Raw genomic sequence first — 23,427 nt, 5'->3', positions numbered from 1 at the left:
TATATTTACAAATAGTAAAATAATATTCATTTTTGGCTTTTTAAGTTTACTAATTGTAAAAAAAATAAACAATCATGCAAAATGTGATTTTATTTAAGGTTAATGAAAATCATAGTAATGTTTTATGAGAAATAAATGATTAAGTTTTATGGAGAAAATATATGAAAGTCTATACAAATAAAGTATTAAGAAGAAAGAGGAGCAGTACAGAGTAAAATGAAATTTTTTATTCAAAATAAAACATGCCAGTAACGAACCAATAAAAAAGCAGCCAGAGATTTGCAAAAATAATCCGGATGTCAGTAAATCATTATAAATGCAAACCAAATATTTTAATCTAAAATTTATAGCACATGCATCGATAGCCTCTTTTGGCGCTTACTTCTGCATGTACGCATTCAGAAAACCATTTAGTGTTGCAACTTTCGAAAACCTCTCTGTCTTTAATATAGATTATAAAATCATATTAATTATTGCTCAGGTATTAGGATATACCCTGTCTAAATTCTTAGGAATAAAAATAATATCCGAGTTAAAAGCAGAAAAACGAGTAGGGTATTTAATAGGATTAATCCTTTTGGCAGAATTAGCATTAGTGCTTTTTGCTATTCTGCCAAAACCCTATAATGTGATCGCTTTATTTTTTAACGGGTTGCCATTGGGTATGATTTGGGGTATCGTTTTTTCTTATCTAGAAGGCAGAAGATTTACAGAAATCCTGGGAGTAGCATTATGTGCTAGTTTTATAGTATCTAGCGGAATTGTAAAATCTATAGGTTTATACCTAATGAGTGTATGGCAAATTTCGCAATTTTGGATGCCGGCAGCTACAGGAGCACTATTTATACCACCATTATTGTTTTTTGCATGGTTGTTAGAAAAACTACCTGTGACAACACAAGAAGACAAGATAATGCGATCAGAACGTTTGCCCATGTCTGCAAAAGACAGAAAACAACTTTTGATGACCTTCCTTATACCTGTCGCCGGGATTGTGATCTTTTATACCGTATTAACAGCATTCAGGGATTTTAGGGACAATTTTGCCCGGGAGTTATGGGATAGTATAGGGTATAAAGGAGATGTATCTGTATATACAACCTCAGAAACTATTATTGCAGTAGTGGTACTTTTAATTTTAGGAAGCACATTTTACATCAAAAACAATGCAAAAGCATTTTATCTATATCACTTCTTGATTTTAACAGGGATCTTGTGTATCGGAGGTTCTACACTTCTTTTTCAATTAGAATTACTAAATCCATTTATCTGGATGGTTATATGTGGATTCGGCTTATATATCTGTTATGTACCTTTTAACAGCTTGTTTTTTGATCGGTTTATAGCCATGTTTAAGATAAAAGGAAATGCAGGATTTTTGATCTATATAGCAGATTCTTTTGGGTATTTAGGCAGTATTACAGCCTTGTTATATAAAAACTTTGGGCAAGCAAATTTAAGCTGGTTAGACTTTTTTGTGTACGGCGCATACAGTATAACCATATTAGGAGCAGTAATCATGTTGGGCTCATTACTATATTTTAAAAAAGCATACCGTGCTAAAGTAACAACTATACAAACAAAATTACATTATGAAAAAATATGACCTCGTTGTTGTAGGAGGCGGAGTGTTAGGTACTTTTCATGCATATCATGCATTACAAAACGGATTGCAAGTAGCCTTATTAGAAAAAAATAAAATGCCCCAAGGAGCAACTACTCAAAATTTTGGGCAAGTAGTTCCTTCAGGAATGAACACCAAATGGCAAGCCTATGGGCGAGAAAGCTTAAAAATTTATAAAAACATACAGCAACAATTTGATATAACCCTTCGGGAGAACGGATCTGTATATCTGGCTTCTAATCCGGAAGAGGTACAGCTTATTGAAGAATTACATCAAATTAATAACCGAAACCAATATCCCTCGGTATTATTAACTAAGGAAGAGTGTCTGAAAAAATACCCGGGGTTACGATCAGAGTATATACAAGCAGGGTTGTTTTTCCCGGAAGAAGTTACTGTAGAGGCTCGCGAGATGATACACAGATTGCAAAGCTTTATGGTAAAACACCTAAACTTAGATTATTTTATAAATAGAAATATAATTGCCTGTGAACAAGCAGGAGCTTCCGTAAAAATAACTTCCGCTTCGGGAGAAGTTTTTGAAGCAGAAAAAGTAATTATTTGTAACGGTAGTGAGTTTAAAAACTTATATCCAGAGTTGTTTAATACAAGTGATCTAGAGGTAACGAAATTACAAATGTTACAAACCAAACCGCAATTTAATTACCAATTATCCGGTAATATTTTAACAGGATGGTCTATTAGGCGTTACGAAGCGTTTGCAGAATGTGATTCCTTTGTAGATATTAAATCAAAAGAAAATGCAGAGTCCTTACAAAAAAGGTGGGGAGTACATATCCTGTTTAAACAAGCACCGGATGGATCTGTTATTATAGGAGATTCCCACCAATATGCCGATGTAAAAAATATAGAAAATCTGGGATATGATTTAGATATGGATATAGATAACTTTATGATAAAAGAAGCACAAAAAATTATAGACCTGCCAACGTATGATATTCAAAATCGATGGTTTGGTATGTATTCACAATGTAAAACCCAAGATATATTTCAAAAAACAATAGAAAGCAACATCCATGTAGTAACAGGAATAGGAGGAAAAGGGATGACAGGTAGTGCAGGATTTGCAAAAGAAAATATCACAAAAATTTTTAATATATAAATATGAATAAAAAGGTTGATATGGTTGTTTTTGATATGGCAGGAACCACCGTAAATGAAGATAATATAGTATATAAAACAGTACAACAGGTAATTAATGACGAAGGATTTAATATTAGTTTACAAGATGTATTAGAACACGGTGCAGGAAAAGAAAAATATCAGGCAATAATAGATATTTTAACAAAAGTAACCTCTTGCAAAAATCCGGAAAATATAGCGAAAAAAGCGTTTTCTAATTTTAAACCAATTCTCGAAAAATTATACCAAAACCTCGATGTAGTAGCTTTTGACAGGGTAGAAGAGTTGTTGGATGTATTAAAAAACAATAACATAAAAGTAATCTTAAATACAGGATATGATGCAAAAGTAGCAAATCAACTTCTTAAAAAATTAGGGTGGAAAAAAGGAGTGAATTATGATGCATTACTTACAGCAGATGACGTAATAAAAGGCAGGCCGGACAAAGAAATGATATGTAAAGCAATGAAGATATTTAAGGTAACAGATGCATCCAGAGTATTAAAAGTAGGCGATTCTGCAATAGATATAGAGGAAGGTAAAAATGCCAATTGCGGTATCACTGTAGGAGTTCTTACAGGAGCACAAAGTAAAGAGCAAATAGCAAAAGCATCTCCCGATTTTATAATAAAAGAGTTAATAGAATTAACAAAAATTATATTCTATTAGATTAGCATTTTAATCCACATTGTGGAGTTTAATTTTCCGAGGCTACCCTCGAAAACAAAATGTATTTTCAGAATCATATCTAATGATCTTGCTCCGAAGCTATTGATTTATTTTGTTTACAAGCCGCTCTCGGGCAGTTTTTTAGTTTTCTTTATCCAAAAAGAAATACAAAACAATCATTTTTGAAGACATAGTGCTACGATTAACAGGCACATGAGGTATTCTTCCATCAAAAAAAATAGAATCCCCTTCTTTTAAAAGAACCTCTTCCTCTCCAATAATATAAGAACACTCTCCGCTAAGTATATATTTAAATTCGTATGCATCAGTTTCAACTTTGCCTCTTTCAGAACCTGGTTGCACTTCTAAAAAAACAGCTTCAAAGCCAATAGAATTAAGTTGTTTGCCAAAAATATATTTGTAACTAAATCCCACAGCATCATCCTCTTTTTCAATAATATTATATTCTGAAGCTCTTGTAACTAGAAATGTAAAATTAGTTTGCGTAGGGATACCATTAAAAAAAGTAGGAATTTCAATTTGCAGAGCGGTAATAATATTTAATAAAACAGGTAAAGAAGGAATCGTTCTGCCATTTTCAATTCTAGAAATAAGACCATTACTAACCCCGGCTTTAGAGGCAATATCATTAATGGTTTTGCTATTGCTTTTTCGAATCTCTTTTAAACGTTTACCAATACCAATTAAATAATTTTCCATCTGTTTACAAATAGTAAGTAATACAAATATTACTAAAAAAGATCAGACTAAGGAAATATTTTACTGTATATCCAGATAAGTAAACCAAGCATCATGATTTATTGTTACAATGTTTATCGTTTGTTAAATACAAAAAATAGGATATTATGGATTATATATTTATAACCAGTGTTATAAAATGGATACTGTTTAACGTTATGCAAGTATTTGGATTAAGAAAATAAAATTAAGATATTGCTGTTTCATTAGAGATTATCTAATATTCAATTTTAATAAAGTATCGTGTATACCAAAACCTGTTACATTAAACTATCCAAACCTATCTCGCTTAGGGTAAAGGGTTATATAAATATAAAATCTCCTTTTTCATAATATTCTTAAACAAGTCGTTAGAGCTTTTTTCTGTTAACAATATTAAAACAACAAGTTGCATATAATAGCAAAAAGGCAAACAACTTTAGTGTAAGAATTAATATCGGTTTCAGTGATTTTGCATTTACATAAAATGCAAAAGGACAAGAAATATATATAACCATTTTATGTAATTGAAGAGTAACCATGAATAGAAAAGAATTATTAGAAGCCATAGATAAAAAGTACGCCGCAATGGGGCAGGATCCGGATGTACATTTAGCAGGATTATTATATGCAGAACCTATGCAATATTGGGACTTCATACAAGTAGATGCCCTGTTAGGACTACAAACCCAACGGACCCAATTGCCAGACGAAATGGTGTTTATAATGTATCACCAGATCAACGAATTACTTTTTAAAATGATACTTTGGGAAATGAACCAGATTTCTCATACCAAAAATATAGAACCCTCAAAATTCGAAATGCACCTAATGCGCGTAAGCAGGTATTTTGATATGTTATCCAACTCCTTTGATATTATGAGCGAAGGTATGGAGATAGAACAGTACATGAAATTTAGAACCACACTTACTCCTGCAAGTGGTTTTCAATCTGCACAATACCGAAAAATAGAAATAGCCTCTACAGAGTTGATTAACCTGATAGACTTTAGATTTAGAAAAACCATAAATAGAAAAACTCCCTACGCACATGCCTTTGATAATATGTATTGGCAAGCAGCAGGCAAAGATCATGCAACAGGAAAAAAGAGCAAACTGATGATTAATTTTGAAGACAAATACAAAAAAGAATTAATCGAATGGATGAAAGAATACAATACCATAAATCTTTGGACTAAGTTTAAAGAACTACCAAGCGAGTACCAGCAAAACAAGCAGTTAATAGAAGCTATGCGCCATTATGATCATACCGTTAATATTGATTGGGTAATGCATCATTACAACGCAGCAGCAAAATATTTAGATTCTGGTAACGTAAATGTAGAAGCAACCGGCGGGAGTGATTGGCATAAATATATGCACCCAAGATACCAACGAAGAATATTTTTTCCAGAATTGTGGAGTACAGAAGAATTAGAAAACTGGGGAGTTACCAATCTCGAGGGATATAAAAAAAATACTTAAGAATATAAAAATCAAAATTCCCAAAGGGCAGCCTTTGGGAATTAAATTGAAAGTGTAAATAAAATAGTCCCTATAATCCAAAAAGCAAATAATTTATATCAAATTAATTATGAAATGTCGTATAAAACAGAAAATAGATACCTTTAGGTGCGATATTTTATGGTTAATTAAATTACTTTGCCCAGCATTAATAATTCATTACATACAATCTCTGTTATATATCGTTTTTGCCCTTTTTTATCCTCATAACTGCGAGATGTAAGTTTACCTTGTATAGCAACCTCTTGTCCTTTATTAATATATTTTTCTACAATATCCGCAGTTTTTCCCCAAGCAATAATATTATGCCATTGGGTATCCGTAATTTTATCTCCTTGTTTGTTATAATAATAATCATTGGTAGCAATAGCAAATTTTGCAAGCTTTTTACCAGATTCAAGATTTACAATTTCTGGTTCTTGTCCCAGGTTTCCAATCAACTGTACTTTGTTTTTTAGCGTGTTCATAATTTTAGTTTTTCGTGTTATACCAAATTAATTATGAAATGCCGTATAAGAAACGAAATTGCTTTTTTGTTTTATAACGCTGTGATTGATTTGCATAGCAGTAGCTATGGAAATCATGAACAAGAAAATAAAACAGAAAATGAATAAGTTTAGATGCGACATTTTATGGTTAAATTAGTATTAAACAGTTAATACAATACCTCCATATCAGGAGGCGGTTATAATTTATAGATACTTTATATTGTTATTTAAAACTCGTATATAGAGTTTGTTACTAACAACACTACAAACGTATAGCAACCCTTTTGTAGATTCGGTTAAGAAACGCTTAGTTTCGCTTGTATCCGTTTGTAGTCGCTTATAATTGGTTAAAAACACTAAGAATCAATTGTTTATGCTTATTAAAGGTTTTTGATCTTTTATACAAAAGAGTGTCTTTTTATTTTTTGATTAGAAAAATACGATACAAAGTGATTTAAAATTTCCAGTTTGCTACCTGTCAAAGGATTATATTATGTATATTTCATCTATAGGATAGATATTTGTTTAGTGAACAAGGAACAGCATATTAAAAATAAACTCGGTCAGCGCATCATTCAACTAAGGCATCAAAAAGGTTGGAGTCAGTTAGATTTAGCCCAAGTATGTAATAAAGATATGCAATCTATTATCGAACTGGAAAATGGCAAAGCAGACCCTAGTATGTATTTGCTTTTAGAAATTTCAAAAGCTTTAGGAGTTTCATTAAAAGAATTAGTTGACTTTTAAATCTTCTATAAGAAGGCAATTACAAGAAGCTGCTATAGGGAGCTTGTCGAAGTGTTGTCGAAATAGAGAATACACCACACATAATTTGATTTGTCATTCCGTTGCAGAACGGAATCCAATACCCATACTATTGAAGTAGACATTTACGTATATTTTATCCTGAGAATTTGTCGAAGTGTTGTCGAAATAGAGAATACACCACACATAATTTGATTTGTCATTCCGTTGCAGAACGGAATCCACTACCCATACTATTTAAGTAGACATTTACGTATATTTTATCCTGAGAATTTGTTGAAGTATTGTCGAAATAGAGAATACACATGCACATAATTTAATTTGTCATTCCGTTGCAGAACGGAATCCACTACCCATACTATTGAAGTAGATATTTACGTATATTTTGTTCTGTCTTTTAAATGAAGCTATCACTCTGAGGTGTCACGCTGAGGTAGAAATCATCAGCTATCGAACCCTGAGGCACTCGAATGGGTGAGCTTCGAGTGCCTCAGCTCCCTGGTATCCAGAAGGGTAAAGTGCCAGAAAATCGGACTTCGAGAACCTCAGTCCACCTAAATTCTAATATTCCCAAAGAGTAAGCCTGAAATCATCAGCTATCGAACCCTGAGGCACTCGAACGGGTGAGCTTCGAGTGCCTCAGCTCCCTAGTATCCAGAAGGGTAAAGTGCCAGAAAATCGGACTTCGAGAACCTCAGTCCACCTAAATTCTAATATTCCCGAAGAGTAAGCCTGAAATCATCAGCTATCGAACCCTTAGGCACTCGAACGGGTGAGCTTCAAATGCCTCAGCTCTCTGGTATCCAGAAGGGTAAAGTGCCAGAAAATCGGACTTCGAGAACCTCAGTCCACCTAAATTCTAATATTCCCAAAGAGTAAGCCTGAAATCATCAGCTATCGAACCCTGAGGCACTCGAATGGGTGAGCTTCACCACAACGTTTCTTAAAAGTAAAATAAATATAAAATTAACCCTTCTGTACGGATTTCCGTAATTCTATTTCTAAAAAGTAATTTACTTTAGAGCTTTAAAAATATAGAGGTCACTATATTTCTAATAATAAAGAGATATGGGGCTTGGGAACTGTGTAATGTTGTTGGCAAGCATACAACTGAACCAAGTATTTGCTATACTGACTACTGAAATGTCTTTGTTTTTCTCCTTCTTTTTGAGCTCGTTTGCGGAAAATTTTATTTAAAAAACAAAAACACTAATAGTATTAAGTATTCTTTATGAAATTCTTATAATTGTAATATATTTCACAGATTTTGAAAAGACCAAGAATAAATAAGAATATTAAAAACACAGAAGTTATTGAAGATCCTTTAGAATTTAAACCTAATTGTGCTTCCCAAAATGCTCAATGTATCCACAAATATGACGAACTTAAAGTTGAATTGTGGTGCGACAAACACTATCATCACAGGAGAACATTTGGTGATGGTAATGGAAAAAGAGATGGTATAGAAATTGACGGAGTTCAAGATTTAATTATAATTTCTTTTAAATATTTATTAGATATTTACCTACGAGGCATTTCTTTTAAATTTGTAAATTATTTTGACCCAAAAAAAGCAATTAATAATTTTCATAGAATTGTTCTTAAAACGCCAATAGAACACGGAATTCTAAATGTTGTAGCTGAAATTCATTATTTAGAAACTAGTAAATTTGAAATAACAGTAATAACAGCAATGGTTATTGATGGCTTTAAAGTCGCAGATGGTCAATACTCTTTAATGGTTGCAGCTAATAGGGTTACCTTGAGTAGAAATGTTCAAAAAAGAATGAATGAAATTTATAGGTTAGATTTTTAAGCCGACATTTGTTTTTTTGGCATATTTTTTGTAATTTACTAATTGTTAATACGTCTAAATAAATCGAGTATAACTTACAATTATAGATAACATTTATTGTTTTTGCTGTTTGAATTAATTCTAAATTACGCGTTATTTATCGGATTTATGTTAGTATTAACATACAAATAATAGAAAAATAATACATTTGTACAAAGCATTAAAGACAGGACAGGTGAATCTGGACAGCGAGAGCAGGATTACAAAGTCTGAACAGTCTTATTAAATTAGACTCACATTATTTATGTGGGTCTTTTTTTATACAACTATAAATCAGTTTTGCTTCCGACTGTCATGGATCAAGCAATTTACGGATCAAGTCCAATTGTTGTGGGATTTAGCATTTACCTTCCCTCAAAAAATAAAATTTTCAACATGTCAACGAACATCTGAACTGATTTGAAAGTACAGTTGCCAACAACGATAACCACTGCACAAGTCTCTAATTTCTTATAAAAACAACTCATTTTAAGCCTCTTTATCGAGGCTTTCATTATTATATGTCTTATGTGATATGTTATTTTAAAGGTATTCATATAGAACCTAAAGAGTTGATAAAAGATTATTTTTATAGATTCAGATAAAATAACGGATGCTATACCGTTTTTTTTCGTTTTGCTTATGAATTTTAAGAGCTTTTTCTGTTACTTATTTAGGATTAAGAATGAAAAAAAAATAGAGGAGGTTTAGAAAATTTTAATTTAGCATAAGTTATTTGAGAACTAATTGTTCGTTCAGTTCTTCAAAATAAACAGATATGAATAAGAATAGATTTAGATAATGTAGATACAATTTTCCAAAATCAAAGCAACAAAAAGCTTCTTGCAATCGCTCTTCACACGGATTATGAATTCAGTTCATTGAAAAATACATAAACTTTCATGAATATATATTATTATCATTATTAGAGGTTATCTATATTTACATAAAACCATACTTATTTATATGAATTACATACGAGAACTTAAGGGGATTCTAACCTCTACTCATTATAGTGTACAAAGAATGCAACAGAAATTAGACCATTTGGCACATAATAGCTTGCCTTCAGATATTCATCCCAATAGTAAAAACACATTTAATATTTTAAAACGAAAAGTAGCGTATAAAATAAAACAACTTGAAAGTAAATTACAAACTGCAAGTGGTGGGGATAAAAAGGACTTAGAGGCTCGGCTAAAAGAATTAAAAAGTGTTCAAAAGGAGTTTAAAAAAATAGAACAATCAGCTACAATGTATTCTTTTGTTCAATCCACAGAGCCATATTTTGATTATAATGCGATAGGTGATACAGGGACTGTTTTTTATGATGGTACTTTGGGGTCTCTAATAAATGAGTTAAAACACGTTTTTCAATTTGAAACAGGTCAATTAGAGTTTATAGGAGTAGGAGGTACATCAATGCCAGGTCTTACATATGATATCTTTGATGAATTAGAAACATACAAGCGACAATATGCATTTGATGGATTGCTGAAATTAAATATTTCACTTTCTGAATCAGATGTTATGGGTTTAATGATGTCAACAAACACAAAAGATATGGGAAGGATAGAAATAAAGAAAATGAAAGATATAAAAGTTGCTATTATCGCAAAAGTAGCAGATAGCTTTCTCAAAGATGGATTGTATGAAAGAATTTCGAAAAAGAAATTGGATATAAGTAGTAGTGCAAAAGATGTTTTTAATGCTAATAAACAAAACAGATTCGATAGAATTTTAAATATTAGTTTAGGTTCAGCAGATAAGAAAAAATCTTATATTGAATATATTAAAGTGTTTATTAAGGAAAAACCAATTATCTATGCGAAATACTAGTCTTACAATTTTTCTGTTATTTATATTTAATAGCTGTTCAGCGCAAAAGCATATAATTGGCAAAAGTTATAATTACCATTATACAGGTAAAATTAATAGTTCTGTATTAAATAATACAGTTTATTTTGAAAGCGATTCAACGACGATTATATATGGTGGAAAAGGTGCTTATAAATATTCTTCTCATCCAAATTATAAGATATTAAATGATTCTATGTATTATGTATACTACCCAAATGTTAAACGTATCATGCCATCTAAAAAAGAATTAAAAGATACTATAATGATAAAGGTACAAATGACAGATGTTGAAAACGATACTATCTATTGGAAAAATAATAAAGAATTTATATTTAGAGAACGACTTTTTAAGCTTTATGAATATAAAGGTGTTCCATTAGAAGACCAATAAATAATCCACCTATATTCGAATTAATAACTCTAATGGATATAATGCAACAGTCGATTTAATTGGAGATGCTTGGCTACAAAATGCGATACATAAAGCAATAAAAGATTTTAGATTTGAATATAACTACAAAAAAAAACAGGGGTATGGAGTGGAAAAAGTTGGTAATGTTAATCAGTGTCTGTTCTATTCTTGTTGCATGTAAAAATTATTATCATCATGTAGATGGTGGCTATAGACCTAAAAAACCAAAGTTTACCTCACTTAAAAAACCTTATGAATTAAAAAAAGAAGACATACTGAATACAAAGAGCATTTATATTTCAACAGATACTTTAGAATATGGTAATAAAAAATATAAAAGTTTGTTTTTTATAAAATTTTATAACAATGGACGTAGTTTTCAAAGTAGTATTGATGCAAAAATAAATGTAAACGAACAAAAACTCACGCCCACTTATATAGGTTATTATACTATCAATAAAGGAAATTTGTTAGAAATAGAAACATTTTATGTTAAGCATAAAGAAAAAGGTGTCTATATTAAAGAATATGGTTGGATAAAACAAGACACTCTGTTTATGTTTAAATCTTTGCCTAAAAAGGATATGTTTCCTAATCCAGATAAAAGTAATAGTACTATATATGTACTAAAAAAAGTAGAATCCCTTAGTGAAATTCCAGATTGGTAAAAGAAAACATTTTATAATAAGTATGTTTATATTCGTATATCCTTTAAAGAAACACTCAATACCTTAGGAAGTATTAGATTAAGAATTACTTTTTTGTTCTCAAGATCATTAAATAGTTTAAATGTATACTGATTTTTAAAAGAAATGTCCAGTCGATCCTTAATATTGGCAAGTCCAAAACCAGTATTCAACAATTCTTCTAAAGGTTTATTTAATAACTGTCCATTATTTTTAATTTGTATAAAAAGAGCAGTGTTTGTTTCTTCTCTTATGGTTATCTCTATCAAAATCTCTTCATGTTTTATAGAGTACGAATGTTTTATAATGTTTTCAATAATAGGTTGTAGAATAAGTGGAGGAACAAAAAAGTAAAAAGTATTTTCATCCACTTTTTTTTCTATTTTCAGATTTTCATGAAACCTGTTTTGAACGATATTAATATACATATTAAGAATTTCTAACTCTTTACTCAATGTAATAAACTCTGCATTTTTGATTTCTAATGTTCTGATTAAAAAGTTGCTTAAATCTGCAATCATATTTTTAGACCGTTCTTTATCAATATCAATTAATGCCGTAATATTATTTAGTGAATTAAAAAGAAAATGTGGCTGTAATTGGGTTTGTAACATTCTTGCTTTGGCCGTTTCAAATTTATTTTTCAATTTTATTTTGGTAAGCTTGTCCAAATTGGATATTTGAAAATAGTAATAGGTATGAATAATCCCGACTAACGAGAAGTAGATTAAAAAATTTAAATCTATAACATTCATGTAATAGTATATTATAGTATCTAAGCGCATATTTATTGCGTCAGCCAATCCAAAAAGCTTCTGAATGGATAAAATTCCATAAAAAATGAATATCCCTAAAAAAACAGATAAGGTAATATGAACTAAAATGATTTGTATCCATTTTAATTTTTTAACAACCATGTATTTAGTGATAATAAGTGTAATTGACATGAAAAAAATCACCAACAAAAAATCAACCAAATAAACCCCTAAGAACATATAGCTCCACGTATTGTTTGTAAATCTTTCTCCTATACTTTTAAAATACACCATTTTTACAAGAGCAAAGACAGAGAAAACGGCATAAAAACCAATTACCAGTAATACCAACTTTTTATCAAGGTAAAACTTTAGTTTTTTTAATAAATCCATGATTTGTTACATTTATATAAATAGGTTCATATTTTCTCAAACCTCATCCTTATTTTATTATATATTTTTCTATACTTCAAGATAAATGCTTTTCGAAGCATATGTAGCCTCTTTAAATCTTCTTATTCCTGAAAAAACAATCTTTTATATACTTTTGAAATTCAATAATCTATTGAAACTAATAATTTCATTATAATGATTTTTGAGTTAGCCAAAAAAGCCAGAGGAGTCTGGCTTTTTAATTTTTCTATACTCGATTTTTATACTTCCTGTATGTAAGCGCTATTTTATATATCGAGTACAATCATGCTTATATCCCCAATTTTTGAAAAAACTCTTTTTTATAGCCTTTACTTACTCTAAACAATTCATTGTTTTTCATCTTTACATCCAGTTCCCCAAAGCTAGAATACACCAATTCTTGAATAAACTCAAAACTTATAATCGTTGATCTGTGAATACGGGCAAAAGGATAATTCTCTAGTTGATCCGTTAGGTTAGTAATTGAATCTCGTAGCACATATTTTTTATTCTCGGTATATATCTCAGAGTAATACCCCGAAGCTAGAATGTAAATTATCTCTTCGGCAGGAACTAAATGAATTTTGTTTCCGAGTTTAACAGGAAGTTTTTTTGAAAAAAAGACTTCCGATTTTTTTGGTGTACTAAAATGGTTAACTAAATTTTTGAATTTTTCATTATATGCAGACTTGTCTTTGTCCAAAAAAAAAGTTTGTATACGCTCAATACATTTATAAAACCGAGCATCTTTGAATGGTTTCAAAAGAAAGTCAAAAGCAAAATAATCAAAAGCTTTTATAGCATGTTTGTCATAAGCCGTAATAAAAATAACCAATGGGTTGTGCTTAATGTTTTTCAAAACATCAAATCCAGTCATCTGGATAAGGTTCACATCCAGAAAAATCAAATCAGGATTCAATTCATTTATTTTTTCGATCGCAATATTGCCATCAGTACAAAAGCTTATAATATCAAACTCTCGAAATTCTTGAAGTAATAGTTCGACTCGCTTGAGAGCCAGAGACTCATCATCAACCAAAATAGTTCTGACTTTTTGCATTAATGTGTTTTTTTGATTTTAAAGTTAAAAATATTAAGATAATAGCAATACTCAAATTGTATGTTTTAAATCAGAAAACATTGTGTTTATAGCATGATAAACATCATTTACTTCATTATAAAACCTTTTCAAATCATTATGTAAATCAAGAAATAATAGATCAAACTTGATGGAACACGCTTTGGATCAATTCACCTGAGATATAATAGTTTAAAATCATAAAACAGGTCTTTCACTTCATATAAAAAAACTTAAGGATACAATCCTTTTATTTTTAATCAAAACTAAATTAACATTATTTTAATATGAAAAACAATCATTTAAAGCTCATTATGGCATTATGCTGTTTTTTTTGCTATACAGTACAATCGCAAGAGAAAACGGTAAATGGTAATGTCAAGGATTCTAATGGCATACCACTCCCCGGAGTAAACATACTCGTTAAGAGCACAACAATAGGAGCTCAAACTGACTTTGATGGAAATTATTCTATTACAGGCGAAACAGGACAAGTTCTGGTCTTTACTTATATAGGTCATAAGAAAGAAGAAAAAACTATAGGTAGTAATAGTACTATTAATCTACAAATGGAAGAAGACACTCAATCACTTGAAGAAGTGGTAGTGACCGCTCAAGGTATAAAAAGAGAGCGGCGTTCTTTGGGGTATGCAGTCAGCAAAATTGCAAACAAAGAAATTGAGGATCGACAAGAAGGTGATTTAGGGCGGGTGTTAAGAGGTAAAGCCGCAGGAGTTAATATCACTGCAACCAATGGGATTTCAGGATCAGCAACCAATGTTGTTATTCGTGGTTTTACGTCAATAACAGGTAGTAATCAAGCTTTGTTTGTTGTAAATGGCGTTCCTTTTGATGGATCATCTAATCAAGAAAATGTTTTTTTTGATAATCAAACAGAGTCCAGTAGATTTTTGGACTTAGATCCTAATTCTATAGAATCTGTAAATATATTAAAAGGATTAAGTGCATCTGTTCTTTATGGAGAACGAGGAAGAAACGGAGTAATCTTAATAACAACCAAAAATGGAGCAACCAAAAATATAAACAAAAAAACGGAAATTTCTATTTCGCAATCTACATTTTTTACAGATCCGGTATTGCCAAAATATCAGGACAATTACGGAGGCGGTTTTCATCAAAACTTTGGGTATTTTTTTAGTAACCACGGCGCCTCGTTTAATCAAAATGAGTTGAGCAATCAACTTCTGGAAAACAATAATCTATTTATACGTAGAGAAGGAGGAACAGCATTATTAGTAAATCCAATGTCTCAATTAAGTGATCAATCTTTGGTTATAGGTTATGAGGATATTGCAAATTCAGAATATGAATATAAGCCATATAATAGTGTAGATCAATTTTTCAATACAGGAGTAGCAAATAACACCTCAGTAAATATCCGTGGAGGAACAGAAAAGATCAATTTTAACATGAATTATGGACATCTTGAGGATAAAGGTTTTACTCCCGGCAATACACTCAAAAGAAATACCTATGGCGTGGGAGGTAATGCTATTTTAAACAACAGATTTACCGTAACAGGAGCTCTTAATTTTTCCAGAACTGATTATAAAACTCCCCCTGTAGCGGCCTCTGCAGGCAGTGGTACTATTAGTAGTGGTAGTTCTGTTTTTGGTGACGTATTATATACACCCAGAAGTGTTGATTTGTTTGGACTTCCTTTTCAGGCGTCGGATGGTCGAAGCTTATATTATCGCTCATCAAATGATATACAAAATCCAAGATGGACTGTTGCCAATTCTAAGGTTACGCAACTTACCAATAGAATATTTGGAAATTTTAATATAAACTTTGAAATCAATAACTGGATCAATGCCACATACCGGTTAGGGTTGGATTCGTATACAGAATTCAATACGTATGGTCAGAATAAAGGAGGAGTTGACGGTGATGTAACAGGTATTTTTAGAACAATTAATAAAAAAAATACCGTTTGGGATCACAGTTTTATTTTAAATGCAGATAAAAATTTAACAGAAAACCTTAACCTAAAAATGATTTTGGGAGCAACCTCTCGTAGAGATTTGTTTGAGCAAGATGGTGTCGAGAGCACGCAACAAATTGTTTTTGGGATTTTGGAACATTTTAACTTTGTAAATAGTTCTACATCCAGTAGCTTTTTTAGTGGAAGCGCTTTAAGTTCCAAAAATGAAGTAAATACTATTGGAGTTTATGCCGATGCTACTTTGGGATATAAAGATTATTTATATTTTAATGGAGCGATTAGAAATGATTGGTCATCAACCTTAGAAAGAGATAATCAAACCATACTATACCCGGGAGGAAGCCTGTCTTTTATTCCTACCAGTGCTTTTGAAGGGTTGGTTTCGGATAAGGGGCTGAACTATCTAAAAATACGATTGGGATACGGAACATCTGCCGGATTTCCCAACGCCTATGGAACAAGGAATACATTAGATCTAACATCAAGATTATTTATAGACAGGAGCGGTAATACTATTTCTGGTAATGAAGTGTCAGATCGTCTGGGAAATCCTAATCTAAAACCAGAAACTGTTTCAGAAATAGAAGTAGGTATAGATAGTAAATTTCTGGATAATAGGATAGGTCTTAACGTTAGTGTTTTCAAAAGAATCTCTAATGACCTTATTACAGATCAGAGATTAGATCCTTCATCCGGTTCCAGAAGAGTTCTTATTAATGCCGGAGAGTTAGAAACCAAAGGGATAGAGGTTGATTTTGATATCAACCCTATAAGAAATACAAATGGTTTAAACTGGAATATTAGTGGTAATTTCTATGCAGATGAAAGTTTGGTAACCAAACTTCCTGAAGGAACAGAAAATATCGCTTTAACACCTATTATTGTTGGTTCTCCCGCAAACTATGCGGTAGAAGGAAAACCATTTGGTGTTCTTTTAGGTACTACAGTAGATCGTACAAATGGGGAGTTAACCGTAGACAATAATGGGGATTATGTCGTAGGAACAAGCACGACCGATTATCTTGGAGATCCTAATCCTGATTGGACTGCTACGATAAGCAATGGATTACGTTTTAGAGATTTTTCTTTTAATATGAGCTGGCAATATCGACATGGCGGAGATATATACTCACAAACCTCTGCTGCTTTGATAGGTAGAGGCGTTGTAGATTCAGACAGACCGCTGGATAGAGAAAGAACTTATATACTGCCAGGTGTTAAACAAGACGGTTCGCCAAATGATATACAGTTGACAACCACTCGAATTTATTTTAATAATCTTGGATTTGGAGCAAACGAGTTTAGCATATATGATGGATCTACATTAAGACTTAGTGAGGCTAGTCTACAATATAATTTACCAAAAAAGGTATTAGACAAAACACCCTTAGGAGCTCTTTCTTTAACTATATCCGGTTCTAATTTATGGTATAAAGCATTTAATTTTCCTGATAATGTAAATTTTGACACCAATAGTCTTAGTACAGGTGTGGGTAACGGTCAGGGAATTGATTTTATATCAGGGCCATCAGCCAAAAGATATGGATTAACAGTAAAAGCTTCTTTTTAAAAAACAATAAAAACTAAAAATATGATAGCACATATAATCAAGAAATATTTCTTAAAGAACACTCTCTTTACTATGCTGATCTTAATAAGTTCATGTGAGACTCTGGAATTAGAAATACTCAACAATCCTAATGCAGTTTCACCAGAACAATCTAATGTTGATTTTTTTCTAAACAATATTCAGGCTGGTTTTATTATTCAGTTCGAGGGTACTCCTTTAGACACTCAGGGATTGACAAAATTCGGGATGGAAGTTACTAGAATAATGCAAATGTCTGGACCCACATATCAAAATGCATATTCTCCTGCAAACTTGAATCAAATATGGAGATCCACCTATTCCACTGTTTTACCAGATATTCGAACCATGATACCATTAGCCGAAGAGAAAGAGCTTTTTACCCATGTTGGTATCGCCAAAGTATTAGAAGCCATGTTGATGATTAATATAGTAGATTTTTTCGGAAATGTGCCATATTCGGAAGCAACAGACGGGATAAAATTCCCCAACCCTAATGTTGATTCTGGAGCAGAAATCTATGCTGCAATGGAAGTGTTATTGGATGAAGCCATAATAGATTTTAATAAAAAAGAATTAGCATTACCAGCTAATGACCGTTTTTATAATGGAGATGAAAGCTTATGGATAAAATTAGTTAATACGATAAAACTTAAAATCTATCTGCAAACCCGATTAGTAGACACTAATGTTGCATCCAAAATAAATTCGATTATCAGTAGTGGAAATTATATCATAACCAAAAATGAAGATTTTGAAGTAAAATGGTCTTCAAATGATTCAAATCCTGATAGTAGACACCCGGAGTTTGGTTCTAATTTTGATAATGGAACAGTCGAATATATGAATACCACATATATGTATTGGATGGTTGAAGAGAAAGGAATTATGGACCCCAGGACCCGTTATTATTTTTATCGTCAGGCCGGGCAAAATACCACAAATGTAAATGAGCAGACCTGTATTACCCAATTCCCTCCTCAACATTTTGGATCTCAGGATATTTTCTGTAATTTCTCTAATGATGGATACTGGGGTAGAATACATGGAGACGCAGACGGGATTCCCCCAGATAATGCAAAAAGAACAACATTTGGGCTATATCCAGTAGGAGGATTATTTGACAATAACTCTTTTAAACCTATTACCGGAAGAAATATCAGCACGAAGGGAGCAGGGATATCTCCCATAATGTTATCTTCATATGTAGATTTTATGCTAGCAGAATCAGCTCTTTTTCTTGGAACTACGGGAGACCCTAAAATTCATCTAGAAAAAGGTATTCGCAAATCTATAGATAAAGTTATCACATTTAATCCAGAAAATGTAGATAATACTTTTGCGCCCACAACACAAAATATTGAAAATTACATAGCAAAAGTATTAAGCCTGTATGATGCTGCTACTACCAATGAAGAAAAAATGGCTGTTATTGCAAAAGAGTATTTTATAGCACTTTGGGGTAATGGCGTAGAAGCTTATAATACATACAGAAGAACAGGACAGCCCAATTTACAGCCTACAGAACTAGCAGAGCCGGGAGCATTTATTCGTTCCTTTTTCTATCCAGCAATATTTGCAGACCAAAACTCTGTAGTAGATCAAAAACCAAATGTAGCAGTACAAGTTTTTTGGGATAATAATCCTACTGGTTTTATAGACTAACATACAACTTAAAAGATATACATAATGAAAAATATACTTAAACCAATAATATTACTCTTACTAATATCAATATTTGGATGTAAGGATGACGATAAACTTATTTTCGAGTCAATTACAGATGATATAAAAACAGCAGGAGGACTAAGAACAATAAATTTATTATCCCCATCTGTTAATCTTCTTGATCTAGATAATTCCAAATTTTCTGTTGAAATAGAAGAATGGGATGCCCAGAATGGAAAATTATTAGAATCTGTAGATGTATTTGTACAATTTCAAGACAATACTCCGGATAATGGGGATAGTAGCGTTTCAGAAGTTAATGTAGTAAACCTTACTGCGGCAGACTTTATAATAAACAATGAATCAGGACTACCAAGAACAATCATCGATGTGACTGCTTTAGAAGTGGTTAGTCTATTAAGATTAAATGCCAATACAGATATAGACGGAGGGGATGTTTTTAGATTTCGTTTGCAATTAAATTTGTCAGATGGCAGTGTTTTTTCTTCAGGAAATCTAGAAGGAAATATAACAGGTCCATTCTTTAACTCTCCTTTCTCGTACCCTATACCTGTTGTACGTTCTGGAAATTAAACATTTCTTGCAGGAGAATATAGCATGGTAAGTCAAACTTCGTTAAGAATAGGAGTAGCCCTGTTTAGTGAAGCTACGGTAACAGTTACCGCTATTTTAGATATTAGAAGACAAATTAATGTAACGTATGGTAAAAATGGAGGCTTTTGAAATCGTCTCATACCATTTCAGTTTGATTTGATATGTTCTACCGTCATAGTACCTTCAAATCAGGTATCGGGATTGGCATGTTCCTTAGGGATTTGTTTAGGTACAACCAAGATTTCTGATAATGCAAAATTTGATACAACCCGATGATAGTACCATAACAGGTATAAGCTTTACGGTAACAAAAAATTAGTTGCTTTTATTTTTTTGATTAGCCATCAGATCTGTTCTAATGATTTGATGGCTTTTCTTTTAAGTATCATTCATTTTAACGTTGAAATCGTGCGCATAGAAATTGAGTTCAGTTTTTCAATCTCCATTATGGAGTAATTCGGCTTGCTCAAAATGAAAGCAAAAGTTTCCTCTTGTGGGCTTGCCTCCCTGATCTGGTATCAAACATAATCAATTAACAGTCCTTATAAATATTTCCATAAAACAAGAATTATACATTTCAACAGATAACCGTATCTTTGGGATAATACCATTTAGCATTTTATAGAGTACATATAATGAGCACTACCAAAAAAAGAAACATTTCTGTCTTAGGACCAACAACCCATACCGGCATCACCATAAAAGAACCAGCAACCTATGCAGCAGGATTGCCAGCAGTAAAAGTAGCATTACAACATGCCTTTAAAGAAATGGGAGTAGTAAAATCTATGCACATACTCTCCAAAATGAATCAAAAAGAAGGATTCGATTGCCCGGGTTGCGCATGGCCGGATCCCGATAGTCCATCAAAACTAGGGGAGTATTGTGAGAATGGAGCAAAAGCAATAGCAGAAGAAGCGACCAATCAAAGAGTAGATAACGAGTTTTTTGCCAAATACTCTGTAGAAGACCTGTCCCATTGGTCAGACTATCAAATAGGTAAAAGCGGTAGGCTCACACAGCCAATGCTCCTAAAACCAGACAGTATACATTACCAACCCGTCTCTTGGCAAGATGCCTATACCATAATAGCCAAAGAACTTCATGCTTTAGACACTCCGGACGAAGCAGTTTTTTATACATCAGGTAGATCCAGTAACGAAGCAGCATTTTTATATGGCCTGTTTATAAGAGCATTTGGCACCAATAATATGCCGGATTGCTCCAATATGTGCCACGAATCTAGCGGAGTCGCACTAAACGAAACACTAGGTATAGGAAAAGGATCCGTAAAGCTCGAAGATTTTGATAAAGCCGAAATCGTTATGGTAATCGGGCAAAACCCGGGCACCAATCACCCCAGAATGCTATCTGCATTACAAAAATGCAAAGAAAATGGAGGCAAAGTCATAAGCATCAATCCATTAGAAGAAGCAGGATTAATCCGATTCAAAAACCCACAAGAAATAAAAGGAGTACTAGCCTCAGGAGCCGCACTAACAGATATACATCTGCAAGTAAAAATAAACCAGGACGTAGCCCTGCTAAAACTCCTTATCAAAAAACTAGCAAAACTAGATCAAGAAAAAGGAAATATCTTCGATCACCAATTTATAAACACCCATACACAAGGATATGAAAACCTTCTCGCAGATGTAGAGCAATATTCAGAAACAGAGCTATTAGCATCCTGTGGGGTAGACCAAAACCTAATAGACCAAACCGTAGAACTGTTAGCAAGCAACAATAAAATTATTATATGTTGGGCAATGGGGCTAACACAACACAAAAACGGAGTCGATAATATAAAAGAGTGTGTAAACCTGTTACTGCTTAAAGGCAGTTTAGGAAAACCAGGAGCAGGAACCTGTCCCGTTCGGGGGCATAGTAATGTACAAGGCGATAGAACCGTAGGGATTATGCACCACGTTTCACCCGCATTAAACACAGCAATACAAAAAACCTTTGGGTTTACACCACCAGACAAACAAGGACTGGATACCGTACACGCTATACAAGCAATGCATCAAGGCAAAGCAAAAGTATTTATAGCATTAGGAGGTAACTTTTTATCCGCAGCATCCGATACAGAATACACAGCACAAGCCCTTCAAAACTGTGACCTAACCGTATCCATAAGCACAAAATTAAACAGAACCCATCTCGTTACAGGCAAAACCGCTCTAATATTACCAACACTAGGCAGGTCAGAACTAGATACCAAAAACGGTAAGCCAAGATATTTTACCGTAGAAAACAGTATGGGCAAAGTACATCAATCCAAAGGACTGTTACAACCAGCCTCAGAAAACTTAAAAAGCGAACCCGAAATCATAGGCGGTATTGCAGATGCCTATTATAAAGGAGATCATATCGTAGATTGGAAAAACCTGAGCGAAGACTACGAGCAAATCAGAGAAAAGATCCAACAAGTTTTTAATGGATTCGAAGATCTCAATAACAGATCCAAAGGATCAGGATTCTATCTGCCCAATAATGTAAGAGAATTAGACTTTAGTAAACTACCAAATCAAAAAGCACAGTTCAGTATATGTCAGTTACCAGAACATGATATAAAAGAAAACGAATTTATATTAATGACCATTCGTTCACACGATCAATTTAATACCACCATTTATGGATTAGACGATCGGTATAGAGGTATATATAATGAGCGAAGAATCGTTTTGATGCATAAAGACGATATGAAAAAACAAAACCTGCAAAAACTAGATCCGGTTAATTTGATAAGCCATTATGATAATAAAGAAAGAAAAGCACCCAATTTTCTGGTTATACCATATAATATACCCCAAGGAAATTTAGCAACCTATTTTCCAGAAACCAATGTATTAGTTCCATACAATCACTTTGCCGACAAAAGCAATACCCCAATTAGTAAATCTATAGTAGTTACTGTAGAAAAAATATAATATACAGAAATCAGATTATTGGTCATTCTTGCGTGTCACATTAAGCTTGTCGAAATTAAAAACGGAAGCCATAATACAAAAGGGGTTACTAAAGAGTAATAATTTCAGTATTTCTATTTTCTCTTTATATATATTATAGTAGTATTTTCTTATGGCGTGTCCCTTTGGGTCGGGCTATCCGTTACAACTCCTCGCATTTCGTACCTCAAGCTGCGGGGTTTTCTCTTCTATCCCTCACGCAAGGATTTTGTTTTATCTTTATCCTTAATAAATAAGAACACCATTTTATTCCACAAGTAATTTTCATTCAGGTATACAGAGCCCTTATACCGGGAGTTTTTTCAGGTATTCTGGGGTAATTTCCTCAAAAAAGCGATGTACCAGACCAGTAACCCAGTAGAAGTTAAAATAAAAAGGGATGTAAACACAATAATATCAAGCAGTTGTTAATTTAAGGTAAAAAAAAGGTAAAATAATAGTTGTAATACTATAAAACAGTCGTATGTTTGCACCCGCAAAACGGGATATTGTTTTGAGTTCATTGATAAAGATTACAAGTTGTTTTTAAAGGAGGGAAAAATCTCAAAAAAACTTAAAAAAAGACTTGCCGGAACAAAAAAAGGTTGTAGGTTTGCAGCCGCAAAACGAAAGAAGGTTTTGAGTTCAT

General features: G+C 32.5%; 18 protein-coding genes. 14 read left to right on the top strand and 4 right to left on the bottom strand.

Annotation, left to right across the window (positions count from 1 at the left end; genetic code table 11):
• The first annotated feature begins 316 nt into the window (after positions 1–316).
• Genes ACZIYX_RS17835 through ACZIYX_RS17825 form a run of 3 tightly spaced genes read left to right on the top strand, consistent with a single transcriptional unit; the run spans position 317 to position 3,436 of the window.
• Complete coding sequence (locus tag ACZIYX_RS17835; RefSeq protein ID WP_462683614.1) at positions 317–1,606, top strand: DUF5690 family protein; 1,290 nt, start codon at positions 317–319, stop codon at positions 1,604–1,606.
• Positions 1,593–2,747, top strand: coding sequence for a TIGR03364 family FAD-dependent oxidoreductase (locus ACZIYX_RS17830; RefSeq protein WP_462683613.1), 1,155 nt, complete (start codon positions 1,593–1,595; stop codon positions 2,745–2,747). The genes ACZIYX_RS17835 and ACZIYX_RS17830 overlap by 14 nt, the downstream gene beginning before the upstream one ends.
• A gap of 2 nt (positions 2,748–2,749) precedes the next feature.
• Positions 2,750–3,436 (top strand): HAD-IA family hydrolase, encoded by a 687-nt coding sequence (locus ACZIYX_RS17825; RefSeq protein ID WP_462683612.1) that lies wholly within the window; start codon positions 2,750–2,752, stop codon positions 3,434–3,436.
• 141 nt (positions 3,437–3,577) lie between these two features.
• Here ACZIYX_RS17825 and ACZIYX_RS17820 read toward each other — a convergent pair whose 3' ends face one another.
• Positions 3,578–4,156: a helix-turn-helix domain-containing protein gene (locus ACZIYX_RS17820; protein WP_462683611.1), complete on the bottom strand. Its 579-nt coding sequence runs from the start codon at positions 4,154–4,156 to the stop codon at positions 3,578–3,580.
• A 558-nt stretch (positions 4,157–4,714) separates the two neighbouring features.
• Here ACZIYX_RS17820 and ACZIYX_RS17815 point away from each other — a divergent pair.
• Positions 4,715–5,659: a tryptophan 2,3-dioxygenase family protein gene (locus tag ACZIYX_RS17815; RefSeq protein ID WP_462683610.1), complete on the top strand. Its 945-nt coding sequence runs from the start codon at positions 4,715–4,717 to the stop codon at positions 5,657–5,659.
• A 167-nt stretch (positions 5,660–5,826) separates the two neighbouring features.
• On the opposite strand, the gene ACZIYX_RS17810 is transcribed toward ACZIYX_RS17815, so the two are convergent.
• The gene (locus ACZIYX_RS17810) at positions 5,827–6,165 is read right to left on the bottom strand and encodes a single-stranded DNA-binding protein (protein WP_462683609.1); all 339 of its coding nucleotides are present in this window, start codon (positions 6,163–6,165) and stop codon (positions 5,827–5,829) included.
• A 549-nt stretch (positions 6,166–6,714) separates the two neighbouring features.
• Between ACZIYX_RS17810 and ACZIYX_RS17805 the strand changes: the two genes are divergently transcribed.
• From ACZIYX_RS17805 to ACZIYX_RS17785, 5 genes are all read left to right on the top strand, one after another.
• Complete coding sequence (locus tag ACZIYX_RS17805) at positions 6,715–6,933, top strand: helix-turn-helix transcriptional regulator (RefSeq protein WP_462683608.1); 219 nt, start codon at positions 6,715–6,717, stop codon at positions 6,931–6,933.
• 1,285 nt (positions 6,934–8,218) lie between these two features.
• Positions 8,219–8,767: a hypothetical protein gene (locus ACZIYX_RS17800; RefSeq protein WP_462683607.1), complete on the top strand. Its 549-nt coding sequence runs from the start codon at positions 8,219–8,221 to the stop codon at positions 8,765–8,767.
• Between the two features lie 984 nt (positions 8,768–9,751).
• The gene (locus tag ACZIYX_RS17795; protein WP_462683606.1) at positions 9,752–10,624 is read left to right on the top strand and encodes a hypothetical protein; all 873 of its coding nucleotides are present in this window, start codon (positions 9,752–9,754) and stop codon (positions 10,622–10,624) included.
• Complete coding sequence (locus ACZIYX_RS17790) at positions 10,611–11,036, top strand: hypothetical protein (RefSeq protein ID WP_462683605.1); 426 nt, start codon at positions 10,611–10,613, stop codon at positions 11,034–11,036. Before ACZIYX_RS17795 ends, ACZIYX_RS17790 begins: the two co-directional genes overlap by 14 nt.
• A gap of 143 nt (positions 11,037–11,179) precedes the next feature.
• On the top strand, positions 11,180–11,725 hold the full coding sequence (locus tag ACZIYX_RS17785) for a hypothetical protein (protein WP_462683604.1): 546 nt from the start codon (positions 11,180–11,182) through the stop codon (positions 11,723–11,725).
• Between the two features lie 26 nt (positions 11,726–11,751).
• Here ACZIYX_RS17785 and ACZIYX_RS17780 read toward each other — a convergent pair whose 3' ends face one another.
• Together ACZIYX_RS17780 and ACZIYX_RS17775 are read right to left on the bottom strand one after the other, a co-directional pair.
• Positions 11,752–12,891, bottom strand: a complete 1,140-nt coding sequence (locus ACZIYX_RS17780) for a sensor histidine kinase (protein WP_462683603.1) — start codon at positions 12,889–12,891, stop codon at positions 11,752–11,754.
• 310 nt (positions 12,892–13,201) lie between these two features.
• On the bottom strand, positions 13,202–13,972 hold the full coding sequence (locus tag ACZIYX_RS17775) for a LytR/AlgR family response regulator transcription factor (protein ID WP_462683602.1): 771 nt from the start codon (positions 13,970–13,972) through the stop codon (positions 13,202–13,204).
• 305 nt (positions 13,973–14,277) lie between these two features.
• Here ACZIYX_RS17775 and ACZIYX_RS17770 point away from each other — a divergent pair, with 305 nt between their 5' ends.
• From ACZIYX_RS17770 to ACZIYX_RS17750, 5 genes are all read left to right on the top strand, one after another.
• Positions 14,278–17,526 carry a SusC/RagA family TonB-linked outer membrane protein gene (locus ACZIYX_RS17770; RefSeq protein ID WP_462683601.1) on the top strand — a complete coding sequence of 1,083 codons (3,249 nt, stop codon included), beginning with the start codon at positions 14,278–14,280 and terminating at the stop codon, positions 17,524–17,526.
• Between the two features lie 21 nt (positions 17,527–17,547).
• On the top strand, positions 17,548–19,209 hold the full coding sequence (locus tag ACZIYX_RS17765; RefSeq protein ID WP_462683600.1) for a SusD/RagB family nutrient-binding outer membrane lipoprotein: 1,662 nt from the start codon (positions 17,548–17,550) through the stop codon (positions 19,207–19,209).
• Between the two features lie 24 nt (positions 19,210–19,233).
• Positions 19,234–19,806 (top strand): hypothetical protein, encoded by a 573-nt coding sequence (locus tag ACZIYX_RS17760; RefSeq protein ID WP_462683599.1) that lies wholly within the window; start codon positions 19,234–19,236, stop codon positions 19,804–19,806.
• A gap of 24 nt (positions 19,807–19,830) precedes the next feature.
• Positions 19,831–19,956, top strand: a complete 126-nt coding sequence (locus tag ACZIYX_RS17755; protein ID WP_462683598.1) for a hypothetical protein — start codon at positions 19,831–19,833, stop codon at positions 19,954–19,956.
• Between the two features lie 506 nt (positions 19,957–20,462).
• Positions 20,463–22,760, top strand: a complete 2,298-nt coding sequence (locus ACZIYX_RS17750) for an FdhF/YdeP family oxidoreductase (protein WP_462683597.1) — start codon at positions 20,463–20,465, stop codon at positions 22,758–22,760.
• Positions 22,761–23,427: the final 667 nt, after the last annotated feature.

This window comes from Aquimarina sp. (genome assembly GCF_977115655.1).
This window is presented reverse-complemented; position numbering and strand designations above follow the sequence as displayed.